Raw genomic sequence first — 24,982 nt, 5'->3', positions numbered from 1 at the left:
CGCTAGTTTTAGATATACTCTCCAATGAGATCTGTCTCTGTGTTCCGTTCCAGCGCGGCAATAACAGCATCAATATCCTCATACTTGCCGAACTGTTCCTTCTGGAATACCAGTGCACCGGATCGAATAACCGTCTGTAGTTCATTGCCTTTTTTATCAATCATCTGCAGGTCCATCATCGCTTTTTTGATCCGTTCTGTAAGCACTGGCAAGTGCCCCACATCGGTCATCGGGCAAATGATCACAAACCGTCCCCGATCCACATAAAACTTGTAATCCTCATACCGGATTTGCTTTTGGATCGTATTGGACAGCTCAAGCAGAAACTGTGCATATCGTACGGAACCAAGTGACTCCAGTACCAATGGCAAAAATTCAATCTTGAACATGGCCATGCTGAACCCATATTGCTCCGAATAACGTCTGGCAAGATTGCTTTGCTTAATGACCGTATCGGCAAGAGCTTCCTTGTTGCCCAAGGATGTATCTGGATCAATCTGCGGATTACGTTCCTGCAGCTCCTGCAGACGTTCCATGACACGGGCACTGCGCACAAGACTTGCCTTAACAAAAGCAGCCACAGCCACATTGGCCGGGATTAATAGCCACCATGAGAACGTAAGCACATTCACATCTGCATAGGTAACAAGCCAGACAAAGTAAGAGACCAGATATACAAATCCGGCGACGACAGACACTCCGACAGGTATCACAAAACCAAGAACCAGCGCACCAAGCGAGGCGATACTGAATACCACATCCAGTATGGTATAACTCTGATTCATATAAATTTTAAGATAGACAACGAGTTGCTGGATCACGGCTAATCCGATCAAACTGGCATATCCCCATGCAATACGACGAATGGGTGCTTTATTCCTCATAGTTACCTTCTCTCCAGTAGAATTTTGATAGTGATAATTATAATACAACAAATTATGACATGATTAGACAAATATTATGCTAACATAATATTAAAAATATAAAATGACAGAATTATTACTTTTCAAGGAACTTTTGTAATTCAGTCTCGCCAAGTAAAGGGAATAGGTTATCAAACATATGTGTATTGCCATCAAATACGTACCCTCCCGGATAAGCGTTATCCAGACTGCGCAAGGCGATCATATGGTTATACAGCTGTTTGGCCCATTTTGGATCACCTGATTGAACAGCGAGCAGCATGGCGAGTCCATAAACCGATGGAGATTCATAAGATACGGCGGGTGTACGCCCCGTACGTTTATATTGGCCCGGCAACTGATGACGGGTATTGAATTCAGTTTTCAGAAAAGAAATAAGCTTGTCCGGCGTCCGGTTGGTTGCCGTTAAATGGTTGGCGACAATTAGCTGATCGATCAGGTTGACCGTATCATCATATGTATATTCTTTCGTTACAACATTAAAGGTTTTAGGGTAAAATATGCCGTCATCCGGCATGCTTTTCAGCAGAGATTCGTATTTGTTATAGGTTCCTGGTTCCAGCATTTCATGCTCTTCCATCGCTTGCAGCGCCTGCAGATCAATATAAACCAGACTTAATATATCCGGTGAATGTCCATTAGCGAAATCGTGAAAATCAACATAATACCCCTTGGTCTGAACGGATTGCGTCAGTGTACGGACAATATGATTGGCTGTTCCCAGCTTCCCCTCCCGGCCCTGCTCCCATTGATCTGCCGCCTTCAATAATGCCCCGACGATTCGAAAATCATCGCCAAGCGCATTGGTGGTCACATGAGACTTCCCTTCCGCATCCAGCTTCCAGGCAATATAGTTTTGAGGCATCAGGAAATAAGTCTTTAAGAGATCATAACTCTGCTCAAATAACACCTGATCGTTCTTGGTTACGGCGTATTGCATCCACAGTCCGATGGATTCAGACAAAGCCTCCCGACCTGCCACAATATTTGGATCTACTGACGAAGCATCCTGAAGATAGGTGGCCAGTGTGCCATTCGAATTGGTCATATGATTCTGTACAAAAGAGACTGTCGGGGATGGATCGTTCATCACAAACCGCTCCTTCATAAAAATAATCCATGCTGCCGCGATACCAACTGCCAGTATGACCAACCACACCAGTCTTTTCCGGTTCATGACCTGCATATTTCCCTCCTGTGTTGTTACAGTTCTGGGATATCGCTCTTTGCTCATTCAGATTGATCCATATAAGGTCGGCGGCCGCCCTTTTTGACGAATTTCCAATCCACCTCAATATTGTGGCGCATCCGGCGCAGAAGCTTAACTGCAATCTCGATCTCTTCCTCCGTTAAGCCCTCCAGCGTTACCTGGTCCGAATGAACACCCTCCCTGCGGATGAACTCCCAGGCTTCAAGACCCGCATCTGTCGGATATAACAACTTATTCTTTTTATTACCCATTGCCGACTGTTTGACGACAAACCCGTCCGCTTCCAGTTTGCTGATGGCTCTAGCCGCAGTGGTCCGATCCACTTTGATTAATTCAGCGAGCTGGTTGGGGATAATACCAGGATTCTCACATATGCGATAAAGATACAAATACTGTCCACGAGACAAGTTTAGATGTTGGAATTCAACGTTGCTGATTGAATCCAAACAGCGGGCAATCATGCCGATTTCACGCAACACTTCTTTTTTTTCAGTCAATGGATTCACCCCTCTATAAAATTGTTGCATTCGCAACATAATTGATGATATAACTGAATTGAATCAGTTTAAATTTTAACCATGATAACACATCGAACAGGTATATATTCAAGCTATCTACCAGTTTACCATGCCAGAATAGAATTACTATTGACTAAAGGAGAAACATTCATGAATACAACTATTGTTGAAGCTAATAACCAGGAATTGCTCGATGCCTGCTTCGCCATTCGTACCGCTATTTTTGTTGAAGAGCAAGGGGTGCCGGCTGAGGACGAATTCGATGCTTATGATGCACTGGATACGGAAGCAAAACATATCCTGCTCTACGTAGACGGCATTCCTGCCGCCTCTTCCAGACTACGTGTGGTCGAAAATGTTGCCAAATTGGAACGGATCTGTGTCATGATCGATTATCGGAAACATGGACTTGGTCGTGTGCTGATCGATAAGCTGGAGCAGATGGCACTCGCTCAAGGGCTGAAGAAAGCCAAGCTGCACGCACAGGTACAAGCCTCCGGATTCTACGAACGTCTCGGATACACGGCAGCCTCGGACGTATTCATGGAAGATGGCATTCCTCATCTACTGATGACCAAAAAACTGAAATAAATACAAAAAGAGCATCCTCAAAGTTCAAGAACAAGACTTTGGGATGCTCTTTTTGGTTTCTAATGAACCCAGTCAGTGCTATTAATGGAGATTCAACCATTTTGGGATTGTAACGAACCGTACACGCCTTATTTTCTGCTTTGCAAACTAGCTTGCACCTTCTATATCAATTTGAATGCAATAACGTGATTGAAGTTCGTTAGGATTTCTAATTCACGTATTTTGCCACAATAAGGTGAATGAGTTCGTTAGATGTAGCGCCACATTGGGAGAGTATTTAATAAGTATATAACATGACAAAGAAGCCAGGCGTTAACCTGACTTCTTCTCTTGCATCCTTATCCCAAAGCCAGACGACCTGGCTGGGATTCAGTGGCGTTATTTTTCATCTGTTTACTACGCAATTGTCCGCATGCCGCATCGATATCGGTACCATGTTCCATGCGTACAGTTGCGTTAATGTTATTCTTTTTCAACGTATCATAGAAGCCCAGAATGGACTCTTCCGTGCTCCGCTGATACTGACTGTGCTCATCCACCGGATTATACGGAATCAGATTGATGCTGACCATACTCTTGCGGCTGGACAACAGTTCAGCCAGTTCGGCCGCATGTTCACGCTGATCGTTGACATCCCGGAGCAAAATATACTCAAACATAATACGCTTGTTCGTCGTAGCCAGGTAATAATCCACTGCATCCATCAATTGTTCAATCGGGAAGGCCCGGTTGATCTTCATGATATGTGTCCGCAGTTCGTTATTCGGTGCGTGCAGGGAGATCGCTAGATTAACCTGCAGACTGCTGTCTGCAAATTCCTTGATCTTGTCAGGTAGCCCACTCGTGGATACGGTGATCCGTTTAGCCGCAAGCGCCAGTCCTTTACGATGCTTGATCACTTCGATGAAGTCAGTCATGTTCTGGAAATTGTCAAACGGCTCGCCAATTCCCATTACGACCACGTTAGTTACCCGCTCGCCTTGAGCAGCTGCATCAAGATACTGTTGTACATGCATAATCTGTTCTACAATCTCACCACCGGACAGATCGCGGCTCTTCTTGATCAGCCCGCTCGCGCAGAAGCTGCAACCAATATTACATCCCACTTGAGTAGTTACACATACAGTGAGACCGTATTTTTGGCGCATTAAGACCGTTTCAATCAGATTACCGTCCTGCATACGCAGCAGAAATTTCACGGTGCCGTCTGCGGATTCCTGCTTCACATGTTCACTCAGCGAGTTCATCGTGAAGTGCTCGGAAATGACATCCAGGCATTCCTGACGCACGTCCGTCATGTCTGTAAAATCGTGCACACGCTCCTGATATAACCATTCCCAGATGCGGGAAGCACGGGATTTCTTCTGTCCGTGCTCCGGCAGCCAGTCACGTAGTTGCTCTAATGTTAATCCATATATGGATGATTTAATCATGTTATTGTCCTCTTTTCGCAAAAAGCATATGGCTTATCGGTCTATCGAAAAAACCTCTACTCTGTATTGTCCCAAAATTGACGAGGGAACACAAGGGCTTTTGCATTTCTTCCAAGAGGTTTTATCAATGGCAAATCTGCACAGTAGCTTACTTCTCCACTTCAATTCCCAACCGTTTAGAAGTGAATAATACCGGAGGTGTGCAGCAGAACCAGAAGCACCAGGATTGGCGCTATATAACGCAGCATGAACAGCCATACCCGGAACCAGCCTGCACGCAGGCCGGAAGCTTCGGCTGCCTTTTTCCAGAAGTATCCGGCAAAAATAGTAACGAGCAATCCACCAATCGGAAGTAAAATGTTGGACGCCATAAAGTCCATCCAGTCGAACACACTCTTCGAGCCAATCTTCCATTCTGGGAATAACCCGAGCGACAATACCGAAGGAAGCCCAACGATGAAGACCGCAAGTGAGATGGTCCATACCGAACGACTCCGGCTCCAGGATAGTCTCTCCATGAAATATTTCACCGGAACTTCCAGCAAGGATACAGCCGAAGTTAACGCCGCAATCGCTAGAAGCACGAAGAACAACCCACCAAACACGAAGCCCAGCGGCATAGCCGAGAAGGCTGCCGGCAGAGCCACAAAGATCAGCGACGGGCCCTGATCTGGTGCAATCCCGAAGGAGAATGTCGTTGGAAATATGATCAGACCGGCAATGAATGCATAGATCAAGTCACCCGCACCGACAGCAATGGTTGCTGCACCGAGCGATTGATTTTTATCAACATATGAACCGTATGTCACGAGAATACCCATACCCAGCGATAGGGAGAAGAAAGCATGTCCAAGCGCAACAAGCGCAGATTCAGTCGTAAGCTGCGAGAAGTCAGGATTCAGGAAGAAGGAAACTCCCGCACCAGCTCCTGGCAAAGTCACTGCACGAACCATCAGGATAATGAGCAGAACGAGCATCGCTGGAATCAGCACTTTGTTAAACTTCTCGATCCCATTCGATACCCCTTTGGCTACGATCCAGCCTGTAATCAGAACTGAGATCAGCTGCCAGACAATCGGCATATAACCGCCTACAAAATCACCAAATTGCCCAGCATAGTCAGGATTGTTATACAGCGTGCCGCTGAATGACGTCACTGCATATTGCAGCGTCCAGCCTGCAATGATGACATAAAAGGAAAGAATGATAAACGGCGTCAATACTTGCAGCAAACCAGCCGCAAGCCACCCTTTTTGCCCACCCGCTTTGATAAAGGCCGTAGCCGCGCTTCCTCTGCCGCTACGACCAATCGCAAGCTCAGCCAGCAATACGGGCAGACCAATCAATAGGAGACAAACGATAAAGAGCAGGAAAAACGCCGCTCCCCCGTTCTCTCCCGTAATATAAGGAAACTTCCACATGTTGCCGAGACCCACTGAACTACCAATGGCAGCCAGGATAAATCCGGCCTGTGAGAAGCGTTCACCTTTGCCCGGTTCGTCTTGATTCAAATTGGAATTACTGGACTTACTGAAATTCATTATATCTACTCCATCTGTTCTAAGATTTTCCGTTATTATATAACAGTCATCCACTCAGGTCATTCGAAAATCGAAATTAATCGAAATGTTATTTATTTACAGGAATGTCTACATTAAATATGCTGCCCTTGCCTTCTTCGCTTAACAAAGCAATCTGACCATGATGGGCTTCCACTATCCACTTCGCAATCGCAAGCCCTAAACCGTGTCCTCCCGGACCACGTGTACGTGATTTGTCCCCACGATAAAAGCGATCGAAGATTCGCTCCACATCCTCCGGCCTGATGCCAACTCCCGTATCTGCTACAGACAAATGGAAGATAGGACGTCCATCTTTATCCCGATCCGACAGCACCACGCGAACCTCCCCACCCCGTGGAGTAAACTTCACAGCATTATCCAGCAAAATGGTCAGTACCTGTCTCAGTTTCTCCGGATCGCCATTGAGAACCATCTTATCAGACCCTTCCAGCTCCATTCGAATGCCCTTTGCCGCTTGGAGACGCCGAATGGATTGCATCGTCTTTTCGGCAATCGGACGAAAATCGAAATCCCGCTTGACCAGTTCAAGCTCATCCGAGTCAGACCGTGCCAGAACGAGTAGATCTTGCACCATACGTGTCATTCGCCTGATCTCATCTTTCATGTTGGAAAGGGTTCTTCTGGCAAAAGAAGGTGCGTCCTGTCCAAGCTCCAGCTCAAGGGCGTTAACGGATGCCAGCAGCACGCTCAGCGGAGTGCGCAGCTCATGAGAAGCATCTCCTACAAACTCACGTTGTCGATTGTAGGATTTCACAATAGGAACCATCGCTTTACGGGACATCAGCCAACCGATGAGACAGGCAATAAATACAAACAGAATCGCCAATAAAATTAGCAGCATTAGCAGCCTGTGCAGTAGTTTGTATTGCGGCGTTACATTAATACCCGCATAGAGCGTCATTTCTGGATCATTCTTGGTCAGCACGTTCTGGCCGGTTACCATCAGATGGAGAGTCGATGGTGCAACGGGTGCAGCATCTTCCTCTCCGTTATCCAATACATCTGCGGGAACGCTCAGGCTTACCTCTTTAATCTCCTTGGCACGTGGTTTCCAGTCCTGTACAAGCCCCAGAAGGTCTGAACGCATCCCCGGGAACATTTCATTGCCTGAGATCACATTGCCGTCCGAACCGAGGACATAATAGAAGAACTGGTCACTGCCCGATCCCCATAACCTTCGATTATCCAGCGTATCTCCGGCCTTGCCTTCTTGCATATTCTTTTCCACCAAAGCCCGCTCAACCGCAACGAGAGAGAGAAGATTATCCTTCTGACCATTGATGACAATGTAAGATAACAGAACATAGACCACGCCTACAAATAGTGCAAGCAGCACAATCGTCAGGCTGCTGTATGTGAGGGTAAGTCGACCCTGCGTACGACCGAACAAATTTCCTTTAGTTCTTCCTGGGTGGATGCCTTGTTCGTCTCTACCTATTCGTTTTCTATTATTCAAGCTTGTAGCCCACCCCTCGGATGCTATGGATCAGGTGTTGTTTGTTGAATAGCTCAAGCTTTTTGCGCAGCAGCTTAATCGTGGCATCCACAATTTTGGTCGAAACGTCCGAGTCGTACCCCCAGATCCGTTCCAGGATTAATTCGCGGCTGAGGGTAGCGCTCTTGTTCCGTAACAACAGATCCAGCATCTGAAATTCACGAGGGCTTAACTGGATGACCTCCTCTTCCATACTCAGCGTCAGGCTGGAACGATTCAGATACAGACCATCCAGCTCAGCAACCTCTTCCAGCAGCGGTGCATAATTACGGCGACACAAGGCTCTCAGCCTGGCTTGAAGCTCTTCCAATTCAAATGGCTTCACCAGATAATCGTCTGCTCCTGCATCCAATCCCTGAACCCGGTCACACAGCGCGTCCTTGGCGGTTAACATCAAGATTGCTCCAGCATAGCCGTTCTCTCTTAATTTCTTGCATACGGATAGCCCTGTCCATCCAGGCAGCATCCAGTCCAGTACAGCCACATCATAATGAGAATCCATGCAATAGTGATAGGCGTCTTCCCCATTTTCCACCCATTCTACAGTCCCAAAGCCGGTTTTCTCCAACATATGAACAATCAACTCACCCAACAAGGAATCATCTTCAGCAAGCAGTATGCGGTGTGTAGTCAATGTGAACCTCCTAAGAAGCAGTATGTGATAAAGACGAGCACGCCAACCCTGCCCGGTTTAATTTTCAAACATTCTCGCACTTCCAGATGGTCCGTGTCCAATACATCGCGTTTGTAAAAATACCCCAGTCTGTCTTTCTCCGTTTTTTCACCTTTCGGGATTACAGTAAGGGTGCAACAAAAAATAAATCAAAATTAGGAGTGAATGTACAATGAAAAAATGGATTCCTGCCATGCTGGGTGCAACGATGATCTTCTCTGCCACATCGGCTTCAGTATTTGCCGCCACCCCGACCGCTGTAACTCAAGTCTCTGCTGCAACGAATGCCAAGGTGAGTTCGAATGGATATAATATCAGTCTGGATCAGAACTCCCTGTGCTCCAATACATCGCTGCAAAAAGTACTCGGCCTGAGCAAAACGGAATTGCAAAAGCAATTCCAGGCTGGTAAAACGTTGGCGGATCTGGCTAAAACAAAGGGCGTCAGCACAACTAAAGTAACCAACGCCTTGTTGCAGCCACAGCTGACTAAGCTCGCAAGTGATCAGAAGTCCGGCAAGCTCACGCAAGCCAAAGTGGCTTCTATTAAGACAGACCTGACCAAGCAGCTGAATAATTCCCTGACCAAAAAAGTGACCACCGTAACGACGGTAACAACAACGTCTACGACCACTTCAACCACATCCAAGACGGCTGCGGCTACAGCAAAATCAACGGATACCACGTCATCCAATAACCTGACTAGTCTGAATAAATCTGCCGCGGCATCTGCACTCAACCTGTCGCAAACGGAGTTGAATCAGCAAATCAAGGCTGGTAAATCCATCGTTGATATTGCCAAGGATCAGGGCGTAGACAAGAGCAAAGTCATTAATACTGTCGTAACCAAAGAAAAAAGCTGGGTCACTTCTCAACTGAATGAGTCCTGGAAAAACACGACCGGTACTTTAACCACAGAGCAGCAGCAATTCAAGGACAGCGGTTATTTGGCCAAGGCTGCCCAGTTGTTCAACACATCCGCAGATGAGCTGCAAACCCAACTGAAGAATGGAAAAACGTTAACTGCGATTGCCAAAGAAAAAGGCGTGGATTCCAGCAAACTGACGGAAACACTCCATACCTATGCCAAAGAGCAAGTAACCGAGCAATGTAACCAAGCCAGCTAATCCCCTTCCCCATTAACCCCAAACTACCACCAAACCATAAAAAGAGAGGGTCCTGTTCACAGGACCCTCTCTCCATCTATTGCATGATACATCTTTTCACTTCCTTGGCTTTCAGCAAACTTTAAGCTTCCATCCGAGTAAAACATGACCCAAAATTCATCCCTTTTTCAGCTTGGTCACCTATACTTGCACCAATCTCAATCGCCCATGCTGAGGAGGAGAAGGATGAACACACTGAGCTACAGAGATCCAAATACCCGATGGAACAGGCATTTCTGGCTGTATGCGGCTCTAATTTTCACTGGCGGTCTATTGCTGCGTTTGTACCTTGGAACACAATTCAGGGGTTATATCGGAGATCAGTCCCTGTTCGTCGATTGGATGAATGCCGTCCACCAATACGGGGTTCGTGAATCATACCTGTATGGAAAAGATCAGAACTATCCCCCATTGTTTATCTTCATTCTGGGGTTGTACCGCTGGATACTGGGTGGGCTCGGCATAACCGCCTCAGCTGGCAATCTGTCCATGAAAATACTGCCTATCGCCTTTGATATGCTGTCCTTGGCGGTCTTGAATCTTACATTCAAAAAGCTAAGCTCTGGCAAACGTTTGGTGCTGCTTGCAGTTCTTTCCTTCAACCCCGGTCTGCTGGTCGACAGCGCCATGTGGGGACAGATCGACATCCTGCACAGTACATTAATGGTGCTGTCAACCGTTCTGCTGCTAAGTAATCCTCTATTGGCGGGTGTATTGTTCACCGTTGCCCTGCTGGCAAAGTTTCAGGCGATCGTCATTGCTCCGGTCATCGGTATTGTATTACTACGCCAGCTTTATAACAGGCGATTTCACGCCACGCTTCTATTTGTAGCAGGATTAATGATGGCTGTCCTGCCTGTGCTTCTCTATTTTGCTGCAAACGGAACCCTCGGCACCATGCTGTCCAACGCCTACGGAAGCGCCGTTAATATGTATCCGCAGCTTTCGCTGAACGCCATGAATATCTGGTATCACCTGCTTGGTGATCCGGGAACCAACGATGCTACGGTATTGTTTGGCATAGTGACGTATAAAATGTTTGGTCTGCTGCTGCTTACCATTGCCGTGATTGGAGTAGCAGCCTATCTACTGCTAATTAAGGAAATTCGTATTTCATCTCTGCTCATTGCAGGTGCGGCAATGGATCTCGCCTTCTTTATGCTGCCAACGGAAATTCATGAGCGTTACAGCATACCTGCTTTGTTATTCTTGGTTCTAGTTCCGTTCTTTGAACGTAAATGGATGTACGCAGCAATCACCTTCTCCCTGACGACCTACGTAAATATTGCCATGATCATGAGCACGGGCTCTGGTGGCGACTTTGGAGCTGAGGAAGGGCTATCTCGCATCGGTGGTGGGCATGGTAACTTTGGCGGAGGACATGGAGCGAGCTTTAGCATGCACAGTTCAGAACTGACCAATGACTTGATGTATGGCATAGGCATTTCCATTGCGATGATCCATATCGTGATCCTGCTCTGGGTTTTATTTGCCATGACCCGTGAAATTCTGGATGAACGAAAAAAACGGAGCTGAATTTTATTTTGCAAGAATAAAAAAGAGGTGTTCCAACAGCCATTTCCATGGTTGCCGAAACACCTTTATTCCCATTAAATTTTAATTTCAAGCAACTCATATTTGATAATGCCCATCGGCGCATTGACATGAATGACACTGCCTACTTCTTTGCCCATCAGTTCTTTGCCAAGCGGGCTTTCGTACGATATTTTGTTATCAGCAACATCCGCCTCGGCCGGACCAACCAGCATGTATTCAATCTTCTCGGCGAATTCGATATCATTAAGCAGAATGGTTGAGCCAATATTTACTTTGTTCGAGTCGATATTGTCCGAAGTGATGACTCTTGCTTTGGTCAGCATTTTCTCCAGAATCAAAATGCGGGTTTCCATAAAAGCCTGATCATCTTTGGCTGAATGATACTCACTATTTTCCTTCAGGTCACCGTAACTGATCGCGAGTTTCAGACGCGCCGCCAGTTCCTTACGCTTCACCGTCTTTAATTCCCTCAGTTCGTCCTCCAGCTTTTCCAAGCCTTCCTGTGTCAAAATCACTTCATCATTAGCCATTTTTTCCATCTCCTAATCTTGCTTTCTATCTATATTCTAACCTATATCCACTCCAAACGGTTAACATACCAAGAAAAAGAAATAACGCTCCCATTGATGGAAAGATGTGTATGCGTAACCTTTACTGTTACTTACTATTATAGGTAATAAACCTATAATCATCTCAATACGATGTCGCATTTTTTCTATAATGGTCATTATTGCCATATAAAGTCTTCTAACCTACAATAGACGATACTGCTATCGAAGGAGGAAATATTTTGTATGCAACGATTCAATTCATAGGACTCTTCCTGATCCTTCCTGCTGCCTCCGGGTGGATTATGTTGAATAGTTTCCTGAAAAAGGCTTCGGGAAATGGCCGAAAACTTCTCAAGGTGTTCGAATTTATTTCTCTGACCATCACTCTATTGCTTTTCGCAGCAGGTCTTGCAATAGACAGTATGGGTGTTCAGGGAGGAGAACCCTTATCCATGTATGAAGATTCCGGCCTGATGGCATCCAATTACGCCACGCTGAATCACCGTAGTCTTCTTGTCCTTTTGGTCACGTTATTGCTTGGCTTGCTCGCTTATTTAGCAATGTTCACACGTCCAGGTAAGCTCTCACCGATCATTTACACCTTATGCAATAGTATCCTTGTATTAAATATCGTTTGGGGTATCGTCTATATCACGCATACTAGCATTGCTTGGTACACCGAGACGGGTATGTTCTTGATGTTTGCTGTGCTTCTGTTGCAGAGCAGCTATCTATCACTTATCTTCCTATATATTGGTCGATTGAAACGTTCATGGGATGGCTTTATCGAGGCTACTCTGGTTGAATATCAAACGTCTATGGATATGGAGCATTTACCAAAATGGCAACGACTGCTATACCGGTCTATCATTCGCTTTCATACCGCCCCGATAGTGTGGACCATTCTGATGTTTCCTGTACAGCTGGTTATACAACTGATCCTTGTTCTGTTTGGACAACGCCCGGATAGCGCCATTCGCGTATTTCTGGATACAAGCAGCTTCAATTACTCCAGACTGCCAGCTCCACCGCTCAATATGATTCCCGGTGATGGGCACTATCTATGTACAGTTGCAGCCGGTGGACATCAAAAATGGGTCAAACCTGTGCGAGCAGGCATACGACATGGCCACATTATTCACGTTAATCGGCAACTCATGATCGCCAACGCATTCGAGCATGTTATTGAGCAGTATACGCCGCGGTTCCATGGCTTAGTTCGAGGTGTGTACAATCGATATGGATATCCAATCAGTAAACATATTCGTTCAAAATGGACCGCCGATATCGTCTATCTATTGATGAAACCGCTCGAGTGGCTATTCCTCATCGTCCTTTATACAACAGACGCTCACCCTGAAAACCGAATTCATATCCAGTACAGTGAGATGCGAGGAAAATATACACGTTTCTAGAAAAACGGAATTTTAACTGTACCGGTACAATTGAAGCAAACTAGTGTATTCATTTCATCCGTTCACTTTTACAATGAATTCAGGGTAGCAGCAATTAATAATACGCCCACTACATGACTCGAGGTGATCTGGATGAATGTTACATTGACTCCATCTGAAATACAGGCCTACCTGAAACGGATAGGCATTCATGATATCAAGGAACCCACACTAGCGTTCCTATCTGAAATTCAGCAGGCACATGTGCAGTATCTATCCTGGCAAACGGTCGATATTTTTGCAGGTCGGCCTGCGGGCATCGATCTTCAAGAATCGGTCCAGCTTATATTGCAAGGCCGCAGTGGTTACTGTTTTCATCTGAATGGCGCATTCAGCGTTCTGCTTCGCTCTCTGGGATATACGGTGCATTGGCATCGTGCCGGAGTTCAGCCATATGGAGAGCAGCCACGTGTGAACTCGTTCCATCTCGGTCTGTCGGTCTCTTTGCCAGATGCAGACCCGAATGTGGAACGTTGGATTGTGGATGTCGGTCTGGGCGGCATGCCCTTCGAACCGCTTCCTCTTCGTTATGGAACTTACGGATCGGCCCCGTTTACTTATACATTAATGCCTTCATCTGTTGCTCCTGGCGGATGGAGACTTGAATATGAACCCAACGGGCCAAGTGAGGGTGTCGATTACGCTCCCGAAGAGCTTACCAGCCTGGAAGAGTTCATGCCCAAGCATGAATTCTACAGCCAGTCAGCCGATTCGCCCTGGCATAACGCATTTTTGCTCCGTCAGAGGCATGCTCTCCAAAGCAACGAACTACGTGGATGTATGCTCCGGACGCATGACCGTGAAGGTATGCGCAAAAAGGAAATTCAAACCTACACCGAGTGGAAAGCCGTATTGGCTGAGAAATTCCACGAACCGTTGGTGAATTACACAGAAGTGGAACGCAAAGAAATGTGGGGACGGGTACAGGCTGCACATGAAGAATGGAAAAGAACACAGCAGGTATGAAGCGGCACGGGCAGACCCGATAAACCGATGATTATAAAGGAAAGTGTGCAATCCATGCCGAATACATCGTCAGGTGATAAATGATGATAACGATTCAAGTTCTTCAAGTTCCGGCAGAATTGCCCGAGGCATACTGGAACCTTTTTGTATCGCACGTATCTGAGGAAAGACGAGGACAAGCTTCACGTTTTGTACATCAGGCGGACGCCTATCGCTCTGTTCTGGGTGAAGTGTTGATCCGTGTGACGCTGAGCAAGTTGACTGGCCTAAGGCCGGGAGAGCTTTCGTTTACCCGTAACAAATACGGCAAACCTGCACTCAGTAACTATGCTGATGTTCAATTTAATGTCTCGCACTCTGGCGATTGGATTGCTTTAATCTCTGGCGGTGACGATGCTCTGGGTGTGGATGTGGAAAAAATAGCGCCTATCGACATGAAGATTGCGGAGCGATTCTTCTCTCTCACAGAGAGCCAATTTCTGGCTAGAGAGCACGCTGAGATACAGCTGGAGACCTTCTACCGCCTATGGACACTGAAGGAAAGCTACATCAAGGCCGTCGGCATGGGCCTGTCCATGCCACTTGATTCATTCTCCATGATCCGCAATGCTGACGGGAACTGGCACTCGCCAGAAGCAGCCGCATATCCATTCCTCAGCCTGCGGCTGGATCACGGTCATATGTTAGCAGCTTGTTCCGCAGGAGAAGATTTACCCACCCAGCCGGATGTCATCACAATCGAAGGGTTGTATCAAGCATTATTATGAAGGAGGGGTTTATAAACCCCTCTCCTCCAATAACAATCATGCTTAAAAATCCCTGGCGAGCCCGCCAGGGATTTTTTCAAAACTTGGGACTATTGTGATTCCTGCGTCAATGGTGGAGATTTCTTTTGCCTCCGGAAGAGACCGTGACCACTGGATTTTCGTATCGTTGCTGCCGCGTCAGCATCACTGATTTTCAGGGCAAAGCATAGGCCAATTAACAAAAACGCAGCAGCCCCGAGCAAAGCCAAACGGTACGCCAGCATATTCGGCTCCATCGCTCCAGCCGCAGTCACCGTCGTTGTACCTACGCCAGCCAGAACAGCAGACAATAACGCCATTCCAATGGCGGAACCCAGCCGATTTTGCACCGTGAACCAGGTGGAGGCTCGTCCCATGGAAGGAGGCGGTATTCGGGCAAAAGAAGCAATCTGTACCGCGCCTACCGTCTGCCCCAGGAAGATCCCCACGCCGAACAATAAGGAACGAATGAACCACGGATTCGTATCCACTGTAATCTGACTAAGCGTAATGAAAATCACAGCCGTGCAGATCAAACCCATGGATATCAGCTTACGCGGACCCAGCCGAGGATATGTCCAGGGCACAAGCTGCGAAGCGATCATAAGTCCCAGAGCTTCAGGGAATGTGGTTAGTCCTGTCTCCAGCGCAGAGGCGTTAAGCACGTTTTGATACATCAGCGGAAATACATACAACATGCCCAGCAGACCCGCTGCTCCACATACCGACACCAGACCCGAATAGCGGAATAAACGGTCTTTCAGCAAATGGAGATCAAGCAAAGGCTGCTTCGCGCGCAGTTCGGCAAACACAAGCAACGTGAGCAGGATGATTCCCGTCAGACCAGCTCCAATAATAAGAGGGGAAGTCCACCCTCGCAGTGGACCCTGACTAAGAGCATACATCGTCAGAGCGAGTCCTGGGGCAGATAATAACCACCCCGGTACATCCAGTCGACCGGCTCCCTGTTCTTTGTGCTCCTTCAGATAAATCATTCCGAAGATTACCGCTGGAATGCCGACGGGCAGATTCACATAGAAGATCCATCGCCAAGAGAGCTGGTCCACAATCAATCCGCTCACAATCGGCCCCAGGGCCGGGGCTAGCGCGATGGGCAGTACGAGCATTCGAGATACCTTGGCCCGTTCCTGGGGAGGGAAGATTCGAAACAGCATCGCCATCCCCACAGGAGTAAGCAGACCACCCCCTGCACCCTGCAAAATGCGAAAGAACGTTAGCGTACTTAATTGATCGGCCGTCGCACACAGTGCAGAGGATACCGTAAACAGTGCCAGTGCCGATAAGAAAACTCGTTTCGTTCCCCATCGATCACCAAGCCACCCGGCGACAGGCAGGAATACAGCGAGACTCACCAAGTACCCCACGTTCAAGGTACCCGAAGCAGCCGGGGGAATCCCCAGCTCCTCACTAATGGTTCGTAATGCTACGTTCAAGACCGTTCCATCCATGGCCACCATAAACATCGCCAACACGTAGACGATGCTGACAATGACTTTGGGATTCAGACCGAATTTCATCTGCTAGCCTCATGAACAGCTCCAGGCATACCGATTTCATCACAGAGGCTTAACGGTTTCAGATCTGTCCATTGCTCGGCGATGTAATCGAGACATACCCGGCGCTTGGCCTTGCCAAGCATCACGGTCCAACCTGCGGGCACTTCAAGGGATGCAGGCCAGAGGGAGTATTGCCCCTCCTCATTGATTAACACCAGATAGTTGCTGTCTTCATATTCAAATGGGTTGCTCATCGCCTTATCCTCCTATTTATGTTGAATTTCACGCTTGTTCAGCTCTTCAAGCTTGGCGGCCAGTGTTCGGCAGATTTCCTCCAGAGGCCCAGGCTGACAGAGGTCCTTGTGACGGCAAGCGATATCATGACGTTCCAAACGGCCCCCGATGTACGCATTCCACATTTCCGGTTCAATCGGGTCGAACCAGTCCGGAATAATGGTGGATCGGAAGAAGATCAGATCCCCCTCGAATCGGGATGGCGTGTAGGCCCCCAAGATCCGTACGGAATTTTCATAGGTCTTCCGCAGCTTCATGATCGTTTCTTCATCCAAACTTGCCAGCGCACTGCCCTCACTGCGCAATATGCGCATAGCCGTTGCCATATCCAGCCGCCCATCTCCAATGCTGTCCGGATCGTAACCACCCAATGCCAGTAATGCCGTTAAGGCTTCTTCCTCATCCGGTTCTCCGCGAATCGGCAGATAGTGGCTCGGATACGCATCCAGCATTGCGAGAAACTCCACTTCTTCCCCTTCAGATTGCAGCTGCACCGCCATGGCCTGCGCAACATTGCCTCCAAGGGACCAGCCCAGCAGGCGGTAAGGCCCCTCAGGCTGTACCGTGCGGATATGACGGATGTAGTCTGCTGTCATATCTTCCAGTGTAGACGGAAGTTCCTCAACCTCAGCAATTCCTCTGGCCTGTAACCCGTAGAGCGGATACTCCATGCCCAGATGTTTCATCAGCCCGGCATAACACCAGCTAAGTCCTCCTGCGGGATGGACACAGAATATAGGCAGATGCTCCCCATGCGTTCTGAGCGGCAACAGCACTTGAAGCGAGCTTTTTCCGGAATCCGAATCCATCTCCAGTCGCTCCGCCAGTCCCGCTACGGTAGCTGTTTCGAACAAAATGCCGATCCCCGGCTCCCTTCCCATCGCTTCACGAATGCGACTCATCAAGCGAACAGCCAGCAGCGAATGGCCACCCAGCTCGAAGAAACTGTCGTCGATACTTACACTGCGCATGCCCAATACTTCGGCAAACAAATCACAGAGGATCTCCTCCTGCGGGTTACGAGGCGCTCTGCCACCTGTCGTTAATTGCATTTCCGGTGCGGGTAGTGCCTTGCGATCCAGCTTGCCATTCGGTGTAAGTGGCAGGCTCTCCATCGCTACAACCGCAGATGGAACCATATAATCCGGAAGGCTGGCAGACGCATGACGACGCAAAGCATTCGATTCCGGGACTGCCCTTGTATCCGAAGCCGGAACGATATAAGCTACAAGACGTTTATCCCCCGGTTGGTCTTCACGGACAATTACAGCAGCCTGGGCTACGCTTGAATGCCTTGCCAGCACCGCTTCAATCTCGCCAAGCTCAATACGGAATCCCCGTATTTTCACCTGCTGATCCGCCCGGCCCAAATAATCGAGCGAGCCATCATGCAGGCGCTTCGCCAAATCTCCTGTACGGTACATCCGACTGCCTGCCGGACCGTATGGATCAGCAACGAATCGCTCAGCTGTAAGATCAGGTCGATTCCAATAACCACGAGCCAGACCTGCTCCGGCTACATACATTTCTCCAGTTACTCCTGTCGGTACAGGCTCCAGTTGATCATCCAGCACGTATACCCGAAGATCCGGTATGGCGCATCCAATCCAGCTGCTCGCACCTTCCGTAGAACTGCATGCATGCAATTCTTGGTAGCTGACATGAACCGTCGTCTCGGTGATGCCATACATATTGATGAGTTTTGGCACATCATCAGCATGGCGTTCATACCAGTCATCCAAGCGACCAAGCTCCAGTGCCTCGCCTCCAAAAATGACATAACGGAGTGCAAGCTGCTGTCCCCAGGCCGGATTTTCCCTGTCAGCCTGCATGAGTTGGTAGAATGCGGATGGCGTCTGGTTCAATACGGTCACCTTTTGCTCAGCAAGCAACTGCAGGAACGCTCCAGGTGAACGGCTAATCTCATGAGGAACAACGACTAATCGCCCTCCATGCAGCAGCGGTCCCCAGATTTCCCAGACGGAGAAGTCAAATGCATAGGAGTGGAACAAGCTCCATACATCACTCGCGTCAAAATGAAACCAGTGCTGCGTGGCATCCAATAAACGGATGACATTGGCATGCGGAATAACGACCCCTTTAGGCTTGCCTGTCGAACCCGAGGTATAGATCATGTAAGCCGGGTTCAGAGGTGTTACACGCCCATTGCGTTCACTATCCGCAGGGTTTCGATCATCCAGCATCTGCAATTGCTGCAAAGTATGCGAATCGTCCATATTAATACACTGAATTTCCGCCACCTGCGGAAGCAAGGTATATGCCTCTGTACTCGTTACCATTACTTTCGGTGCTGCATCTGTCAGCATATGTGTCAACCGATCTGCCGGATAATTGGGGTCAAGCGGCAGATAAGCTGCTCCTGCTTTTAGCACAGCAAGAATACCCACAACCATTTCAACGGAACGAGGCAAGGCTAGCGCAACCATTTGTTCCGGTGCCACGCCTTGAGCGATCAGTAATCTGGCAAGCTGATTGGCTCTTGCATTCAGCTCCCTGTAATTCAAGGTGATATCCTCACAGGTCATGGCAGTCGCTTCCGGATGAGCCGCTGCTTGTATTTCAAAGCGCTCGGCTATGGTCAGTTGCGCATCCTCACTCAGCGTAAAGGACCATTCTTTTTCAAGCTGCGTCTGTTCAGTCGGGGTCACGACATGAAATCTGCTGATTCGCTCATCCAACTGCTGCAATGCATCTTCAAGCACCTGCATCAATCGGACCACAAGTTCACCTGCAGTAGATTCCCGGAAGAGATCTGCACTATATTCCAGCACACCTTCAATTCCGCCTGGAGATCCGTTATGCTCACGCTGCTCTGTCAGCTCAAGGGTTAGATCAAATTTGGATGAACCCACACCATGCATGCGGGTTTCCGCCGCAATACCCGGTAGATCAAGACGAATATCCGGTGTATTTTGAAGCACAAGCATCACTTGGAAGAGCGGATGTTTGGAACGGGATCGAGGCGGATTTAATACTTCAACCAACCGTTCAAAGGGCAGATCCTGATGTTCATATGCTGCCAGGTCGACTTCTCGCACACGGGCCAGCAGCTCGCGGAATGTTGGATCACCTGAAGTATCTGTGCGCAGCACAAGGGTGTTAATGAACATACCGACGACTTCATCCAGCGCATCATCGCTCCGTCCGGCAATCGGTGTTCCTATCGCGATATCCGTTCCTGCACCCATTCGGGTAAGCAGCAAGGACAGTGCCGAGTGCAGCACCATGAACAGGCTGACTTTATTCTCACGTGCGATGACCATCAATTGCTCATGCAAACGTTGACTGATCGTAAAAGGTACCGACCCACCGCGATAACTGGACACGACTGGACGTGCGTAATCCGTAGGGAATGTAACCTGCTCCGGTAAATGGGCCAGCTGGTTGCTCCAGAATTCCATCTGTCTTGCAATCAGACTGTCCTGCTGGTTCTCATTCCCTAGCAATCTCTCCTGCCACACCGCATAGTCGGCATATTGAATGCGCAGCGGCTCCCAGGCAGGTGAAGAACCCCGCAAGCGTGATGCATAAGCCACCGACAGATCGCGGATGAGCGGTGACAATGACCATCCATCCCCGGCAATATGATGGAGCAGCAACAACAGCACATGCTCATCCGCGCCGGTTCTGAACAACTCGGCACGGATACCCGGTTCAGTGGAGAGCTGGAAGCTGTAGCGTGACGCTTCTGTCAGAAGCTCGGGAAGCTCCTGCTCCGTAGCAGCGGTTATATTCAATTTCACTTTGACGTCAGCAGCATTCAGAATATGCTGGCTCGCAGAACCCATTTCAGGCGGATACAACGTTCGTAATGTCTCATGACGGTCTACAATATCCTGCAGGGCGTTCTCCAGAGCATCCGTATCCAGCTTCCCGGCCAACCGGGCAACCAGCGGAATATTATACGTCGGATTGGCGCCTTCCAGACAATACATGAACCACAACCTCCGCTGGGCAAAGGAGAGTGGAAGCTCCCCCTGACGTGAAACAGGCTGAATAACAGGTCTCACCGAGTTTGCCTGATCCAATCGTTTGGCAAGGCCTGCGGCGGTTGGAGCTTCAAATACACTGCCAATGGTCAGATCTGCACCGAATACATCACGGATACGTGCTGTAATTCGTCCAGCCAGCAGGGAGTGCCCACCCAGTTCAAAGAAATCATCGTCAATGCCCACACGACCAACACCAAGAATCTCAGCAAACAGACTGCACAGAATTTCTTCTTGTGGCGTACGCGCCTCCCGTCCATTGGCATTTGATAGCAAAGTAGGTAAAGGAAGACGTTTGCGATCAATCTTTTTATTCGGTGTCAACGGCATCTCGGGCAGTAGTGTGAATGCAGCAGGCACCATGTAATCCGGCAACGCATCCGCCACGTAAGCTCTTAGTTCTGCCAGATCCATACGATTCTCGAGTTCAGACTCACCCACTACGTACGCTGCCAATCGCTGGTTTCCCGGTTGGTCTTCGCGAGCCATGACCGTGACCTGAGCTACGCCAGGATACCTGGAGATTACCGATTCAATCTCGCCCAGTTCTATCCGGAAACCTCTAATTTTGATCTGATGATCTGCACGACCCAAATAATCGATAGAACCATCCGGCAGCCATTTCGCCAAATCTCCTGTACGGTACATCCGACTGCCTGGCTGACCGAAGGGATTGGCTACAAAGCGTTCTGCGGTCAGATCAGGCCTGCCCAAATACCCGCGCGCAAGCCCTTCGCCTGCGATATAGAGTTCCCCTACTACACCCGAGGGTACTGGCTTTAAGCCTTGATCCAGCACATATAGCTGCGTGTTGCGAACCGGACCACCAATCGACGGTTTCCCCATTTCCCCTGTGTCGAACGAGGCAGCTGTGGAATAAATGGTTGTCTCGGTTGGGCCGTACTGGTTATTGACGTGACACCCCAGTTCCTGCAAAGAAAGCCTCAGTTCCTCCGTCAGCGCCTCTCCTCCAGTAATCAAGGTTAGCCCATCGAATCGCCCTGGCCGGCTCGTCACCAAAGACTGCCATAACGTAGGCGTAGCCTGCATGATGGTGGTTCCCAGCTCTCTCATCTTCCCAGCCAGAGCTACCGGATCAAGAATCGTCTCTTTGTGTGCAATATCCAGCCGGGCACCCGTTGTAAGCGGCAGAAATACTTCCAGTACGGATATGTCAAAAGCAATCGTAGTCACCGACAGCCAGTGGTCCTGCGGACCAACCTGTAATCTCGTCTTCATATCCTCAAGCAGATTCGCCAGCCCCAGATGGGTTACGGCTACGCCCTTGGGCTTACCTGTGGAGCCAGAAGTGTAAATAATATACGAAGGATTGTGCAGAGAAGCTGTACTTGTCAGATCTTCACCTTCGGGATTACTTCCAGGACGGCGACTCACTGCCGTAGCAGTATTCGGTTCATCCATGACCATCATCGGTACACTGGATATTGTCGGCAGACTGGAAACATGGTCCATCACCGTCACCACACAAGCAGGCTTGGCATCATCCAACATGTAGATCAGACGCTCTTCGGGATAGTCAGGGTCAAGCGGCAGATAGGCGGCCCCCGTTTTGTGGACAGCCACAATGGCAATGACCACTTCGAGCGAACGAGGCAGAGCAATGGCCACCCGCTGTTCCGGTCCTGCCTGATATCGTTGTATCAATTCATGAGCCAACTGATTCGCTCGTTCATTCAGCTCCGCATATGTCAGAGACTCCCCTTCGAATGTCAGCGCCGTTGCAGAAGGTGTGCGGCGGACCTGCTGTTCAAACAGTGCTGCTGAATTGCTATCGGCCGTCACCCCTCCCGTTCCATTCCATGTCACCAATACTTGTTCACGTTCGGCAGGGAGCAGCAATTCCAGTCGTCCCACCGTCTCCGTCTCCATGCCTTCCTGCATTACCAAGTTCAGCAGCTGCATATAACGAAGCTGATGGTTCTGCAGTTCGGAATCATTGTAGATAGACGGGTTCGCATCAAAATCAATACTCAGCCCATGACCATGCCCTTGGTCCACCACATGAATGGACAGATCGTCTACCGGGCCCGTGGACAGGTTGTGAATCATGCCGCGCTGCCCTTCAAAGTTTAATTCATGGTGGAATGGCATGACATTAATCATGGGTCCGAACAGGCGACGATTCTCTCCAAGCAGCTTCAGATCACGCCGCAGATCCTGATGCCGATAGCGTTGATGTTTTCGTACCGCCCGAATCTCCTGTACAACCTGTCTCAGCAACTCTGACACGGTCAGATCCGACTCTACGTTGAGACGCAGCGGAAGCACATTCATGACCATACCCGGAACCCGCAGGGATGTTGATCCCAAACGGCACATCACGGGCAGGGCCAGCACAACATCGGTCGCCCCTGTCATTCGGTGAACGTAAATGGACGTTGCCGCTACAAACAAATCCGGCCAAGTCACACCGAACCTTGCCGCTGCCGCCTGTATTTGCTCACGCTGCGAGTGTGTAAGCAGACCGCTCTGTCTCAGGAAATAGGTAGAGGTTCGCGGAGCCCGTTCCCCCAGACTGACTACATCCGGTTCATCTGCATACCGATCCATCCAGAACTGACGATCCTGCTCTTTGTCCACGGAGCCAAGATAAGCCTCGTCTTCCTGAAGAACGGCCGTCCATGAGCCAAACGATGCCCCCTGCTGCACTTGATCTACAGCTTCTCCTCGTACACTTGCGGAGTATAGGCTCGCCACCCTGCGGGTAATCAGCGAAACGCCGTATCCATCGATTGCGATATGATGAATTCGCTGGTACCAGTAATAACAATCATGGCTTACCTGGAACAACGCCTCCGTGAAGAGTGGACCTGTCGCCAGATTGACGGGATTGGCCAGATCATTTTTCATCCAGGCCAATGCTGCTGTGTGGGGCTCCGATTTCTCCCTCACGTCGATGACATGAAATGTCCAATGATTCGGGTTGCTGTTCAAAGACTGCCATGGGCCTTGTTCATTTTCGCCATAAACCATATTCAGTGATTCTGCTTCCGAAACGGTCTGTCGCACACTTTCTTCGAATCGTCTGGCGTCTACGCTACCCTCGATGACCACATACTCGGCGGTATTGTACATCGGATTGTCCGGATTCAACTGCTGAGCGAACCAGATGCCGGACTGTGCAGAGGACAGGGGCCAAGCCGTGTCCCGACTGTGCGACGTATGCACGGCCCCGCTCAAAAGTAGTCTCCGTTCGGAAGCACCTTATTTTGGGCCTTATCCAGCAATGCTGCCCATGCAGCCAATGTAGGCAGCTCCGCCAGATCCACGAACGTTACCCCCGCTCCTTCCACTCGAAAGCGCTCAGCCAGACTCATAATACGAATGGAATCCAGTCCCCACATCTGAATCAGATCATCGTGCTCTCCAATGTCGGCAGGCTGCTCCTGGAGCATCGCTCCGACCTGATTCCTTAATTGTTCCAACGTGACTAGTTCAACGCCATGACTTCCGTCCTGAATTCGCTTTGCTGCGGATGGCGTTTGTTGCTCAGCCTCTGAAACAGCCACACGAGCAGGTGTAGCATAGGATTGCTCACCTTGCTCACCCGCTTTGGATTTCAGTGCTCCTTCATTTCCGTCAGCGGCAGAATCATTTAGCGATCCAAGTAAACGCCCGGTTGTCAGTGTTACCGCGCACCTTTCTGCTGCATACGTCAGGGCCATGCGATGTTTTTCCGCCGAGAAGTCAGCTACTGCATCCGCAACCAGGAACGCCTGAATGTCTCTCATAAAGGCTTCACAAGAGGTCATCAGACATCCGATATGTGCATAAATACCGCAAACGATCAGTTGATCGCGGCCATCCCGCTGCATTAGTTCAAACAGGTCTGTTTTCTGGAAGGCGCTATATCGCCATTTGGTCATGAACGTATCCTGCGGAGCGGGTGCGAGCGCATCAATAATTTCTTTTTGCACAGGTCCTCCATCAATTCCCGCACCCCAAAAGTCCAGCTGTAACCCACGCTGCTCCGGAGTCTGTCCGCCCGGTTGTGCGGAGTAGACCACCGGAATGCCAAGCTCATGACACTTTGAACGAAGTTGTGAAATATGATCGATCAGCTCCACAACAGGGGATTGCCCTGCCGTAAAGGCGTTCATAAAATATTGCTGCATATCATGAATCAGGAGTACCGAGCGCTTCGCATCCGGTGTCCACATTACCTTGTTGACGGGAAGCTCCGACTCTACAGGCATTGCATAGGGTTGAATCTTTGGAAGTGCCATGAATATCCCT

General features: G+C 49.1%; 18 protein-coding genes. 6 read left to right on the top strand and 12 right to left on the bottom strand.

What is annotated here, in order from left to right; all coding sequences use genetic code 11:
* Positions 1–8 precede the first annotated feature (8 nt).
* From CRO25_RS30440 to CRO25_RS30430, 3 genes are all read right to left on the bottom strand, one after another.
* Positions 9–884, bottom strand: coding sequence for a diguanylate cyclase domain-containing protein (locus tag CRO25_RS30440; protein WP_063565901.1), 876 nt, complete (start codon positions 882–884; stop codon positions 9–11).
* A gap of 115 nt (positions 885–999) precedes the next feature.
* On the bottom strand, positions 1,000–2,100 hold the full coding sequence (locus CRO25_RS30435; RefSeq protein WP_306291831.1) for a glycosyl hydrolase family 8: 1,101 nt from the start codon (positions 2,098–2,100) through the stop codon (positions 1,000–1,002).
* 53 nt (positions 2,101–2,153) lie between these two features.
* The gene (locus CRO25_RS30430; RefSeq protein ID WP_064641639.1) at positions 2,154–2,660 is read right to left on the bottom strand and encodes a MarR family winged helix-turn-helix transcriptional regulator; all 507 of its coding nucleotides are present in this window, start codon (positions 2,658–2,660) and stop codon (positions 2,154–2,156) included.
* A gap of 141 nt (positions 2,661–2,801) precedes the next feature.
* On the opposite strand from CRO25_RS30430, the gene CRO25_RS30425 reads away from it, so the two are divergent.
* Complete coding sequence (locus tag CRO25_RS30425; RefSeq protein ID WP_079697561.1) at positions 2,802–3,242, top strand: GNAT family N-acetyltransferase; 441 nt, start codon at positions 2,802–2,804, stop codon at positions 3,240–3,242.
* Between the two features lie 338 nt (positions 3,243–3,580).
* Here CRO25_RS30425 and rlmN read toward each other — a convergent pair whose 3' ends face one another.
* The 4 genes from rlmN to CRO25_RS30405 form a co-directional block, all read right to left on the bottom strand.
* Positions 3,581–4,675 (bottom strand): 23S rRNA (adenine(2503)-C(2))-methyltransferase RlmN, encoded by a 1,095-nt coding sequence (gene rlmN / locus CRO25_RS30420; protein WP_079697560.1) that lies wholly within the window; start codon positions 4,673–4,675, stop codon positions 3,581–3,583.
* 176 nt (positions 4,676–4,851) lie between these two features.
* Positions 4,852–6,216: a sodium-dependent transporter gene (locus CRO25_RS30415; protein WP_063565896.1), complete on the bottom strand. Its 1,365-nt coding sequence runs from the start codon at positions 6,214–6,216 to the stop codon at positions 4,852–4,854.
* An 88-nt stretch (positions 6,217–6,304) separates the two neighbouring features.
* Positions 6,305–7,714: a cell wall metabolism sensor histidine kinase WalK gene (locus tag CRO25_RS30410; RefSeq protein WP_143806617.1), complete on the bottom strand. Its 1,410-nt coding sequence runs from the start codon at positions 7,712–7,714 to the stop codon at positions 6,305–6,307.
* On the bottom strand, positions 7,707–8,387 hold the full coding sequence (locus CRO25_RS30405; RefSeq protein ID WP_079697558.1) for a response regulator transcription factor: 681 nt from the start codon (positions 8,385–8,387) through the stop codon (positions 7,707–7,709). The genes CRO25_RS30410 and CRO25_RS30405 overlap by 8 nt, the downstream gene beginning before the upstream one ends.
* A gap of 211 nt (positions 8,388–8,598) precedes the next feature.
* On the opposite strand from CRO25_RS30405, the gene CRO25_RS30400 reads away from it, so the two are divergent.
* Both CRO25_RS30400 and CRO25_RS30395 read left to right on the top strand, forming a co-directional pair.
* Positions 8,599–9,552, top strand: a complete 954-nt coding sequence (locus CRO25_RS30400) for a hypothetical protein (protein ID WP_072733820.1) — start codon at positions 8,599–8,601, stop codon at positions 9,550–9,552.
* A 225-nt stretch (positions 9,553–9,777) separates the two neighbouring features.
* On the top strand, positions 9,778–11,127 hold the full coding sequence (locus CRO25_RS30395) for a hypothetical protein (protein WP_079697557.1): 1,350 nt from the start codon (positions 9,778–9,780) through the stop codon (positions 11,125–11,127).
* A gap of 74 nt (positions 11,128–11,201) precedes the next feature.
* Here the strand turns inward: CRO25_RS30395 and greA are convergent, their stop codons facing one another.
* Positions 11,202–11,678 carry a transcription elongation factor GreA gene (gene greA, locus CRO25_RS30390; protein ID WP_079697556.1) on the bottom strand — a complete coding sequence of 159 codons (477 nt, stop codon included), beginning with the start codon at positions 11,676–11,678 and terminating at the stop codon, positions 11,202–11,204.
* A 260-nt stretch (positions 11,679–11,938) separates the two neighbouring features.
* Between greA and CRO25_RS30385 the strand changes: the two genes are divergently transcribed.
* The 3 genes from CRO25_RS30385 to CRO25_RS30375 all read left to right on the top strand — a co-directional run bounded on the left by CRO25_RS30385 (position 11,939) and on the right by CRO25_RS30375 (position 14,886).
* Complete coding sequence (locus tag CRO25_RS30385) at positions 11,939–13,114, top strand: DUF6688 family protein (protein WP_079697555.1); 1,176 nt, start codon at positions 11,939–11,941, stop codon at positions 13,112–13,114.
* Positions 13,115–13,246: 132 nt separating this feature from the next.
* Positions 13,247–14,119, top strand: a complete 873-nt coding sequence (locus CRO25_RS30380) for an arylamine N-acetyltransferase (protein WP_079697554.1) — start codon at positions 13,247–13,249, stop codon at positions 14,117–14,119.
* A gap of 83 nt (positions 14,120–14,202) precedes the next feature.
* Complete coding sequence (locus CRO25_RS30375; RefSeq protein WP_179132310.1) at positions 14,203–14,886, top strand: 4'-phosphopantetheinyl transferase superfamily protein; 684 nt, start codon at positions 14,203–14,205, stop codon at positions 14,884–14,886.
* Between the two features lie 89 nt (positions 14,887–14,975).
* Here the strand turns inward: CRO25_RS30375 and CRO25_RS30370 are convergent, their stop codons facing one another.
* From CRO25_RS30370 to CRO25_RS30355, 4 genes are read right to left on the bottom strand one after another with little or no spacing between them, the layout of a single operon-like run.
* Positions 14,976–16,442: an MDR family MFS transporter gene (locus CRO25_RS30370; RefSeq protein ID WP_079697552.1), complete on the bottom strand. Its 1,467-nt coding sequence runs from the start codon at positions 16,440–16,442 to the stop codon at positions 14,976–14,978.
* Positions 16,439–16,675 (bottom strand): MbtH family protein, encoded by a 237-nt coding sequence (locus CRO25_RS30365; protein WP_072733826.1) that lies wholly within the window; start codon positions 16,673–16,675, stop codon positions 16,439–16,441. The genes CRO25_RS30370 and CRO25_RS30365 overlap by 4 nt, the downstream gene beginning before the upstream one ends.
* Before the next feature lie 12 nt (positions 16,676–16,687).
* The gene (locus CRO25_RS30360; RefSeq protein ID WP_256863797.1) at positions 16,688–23,926 is read right to left on the bottom strand and encodes a non-ribosomal peptide synthetase; all 7,239 of its coding nucleotides are present in this window, start codon (positions 23,924–23,926) and stop codon (positions 16,688–16,690) included.
* On the bottom strand, positions 23,923–24,972 hold the full coding sequence (locus CRO25_RS30355) for an isochorismatase family protein (RefSeq protein ID WP_079697551.1): 1,050 nt from the start codon (positions 24,970–24,972) through the stop codon (positions 23,923–23,925). The genes CRO25_RS30360 and CRO25_RS30355 overlap by 4 nt, the downstream gene beginning before the upstream one ends.
* Between the last annotated feature and the right edge of the window lie 10 nt (positions 24,973–24,982).

The organism is Paenibacillus sp. RU5M, from assembly GCF_900221055.1.
Taxonomy (GTDB): Bacteria; Bacillota; Bacilli; order Paenibacillales; family Paenibacillaceae; genus Paenibacillus; species Paenibacillus marchantiae.
This window is presented reverse-complemented; position numbering and strand designations above follow the sequence as displayed.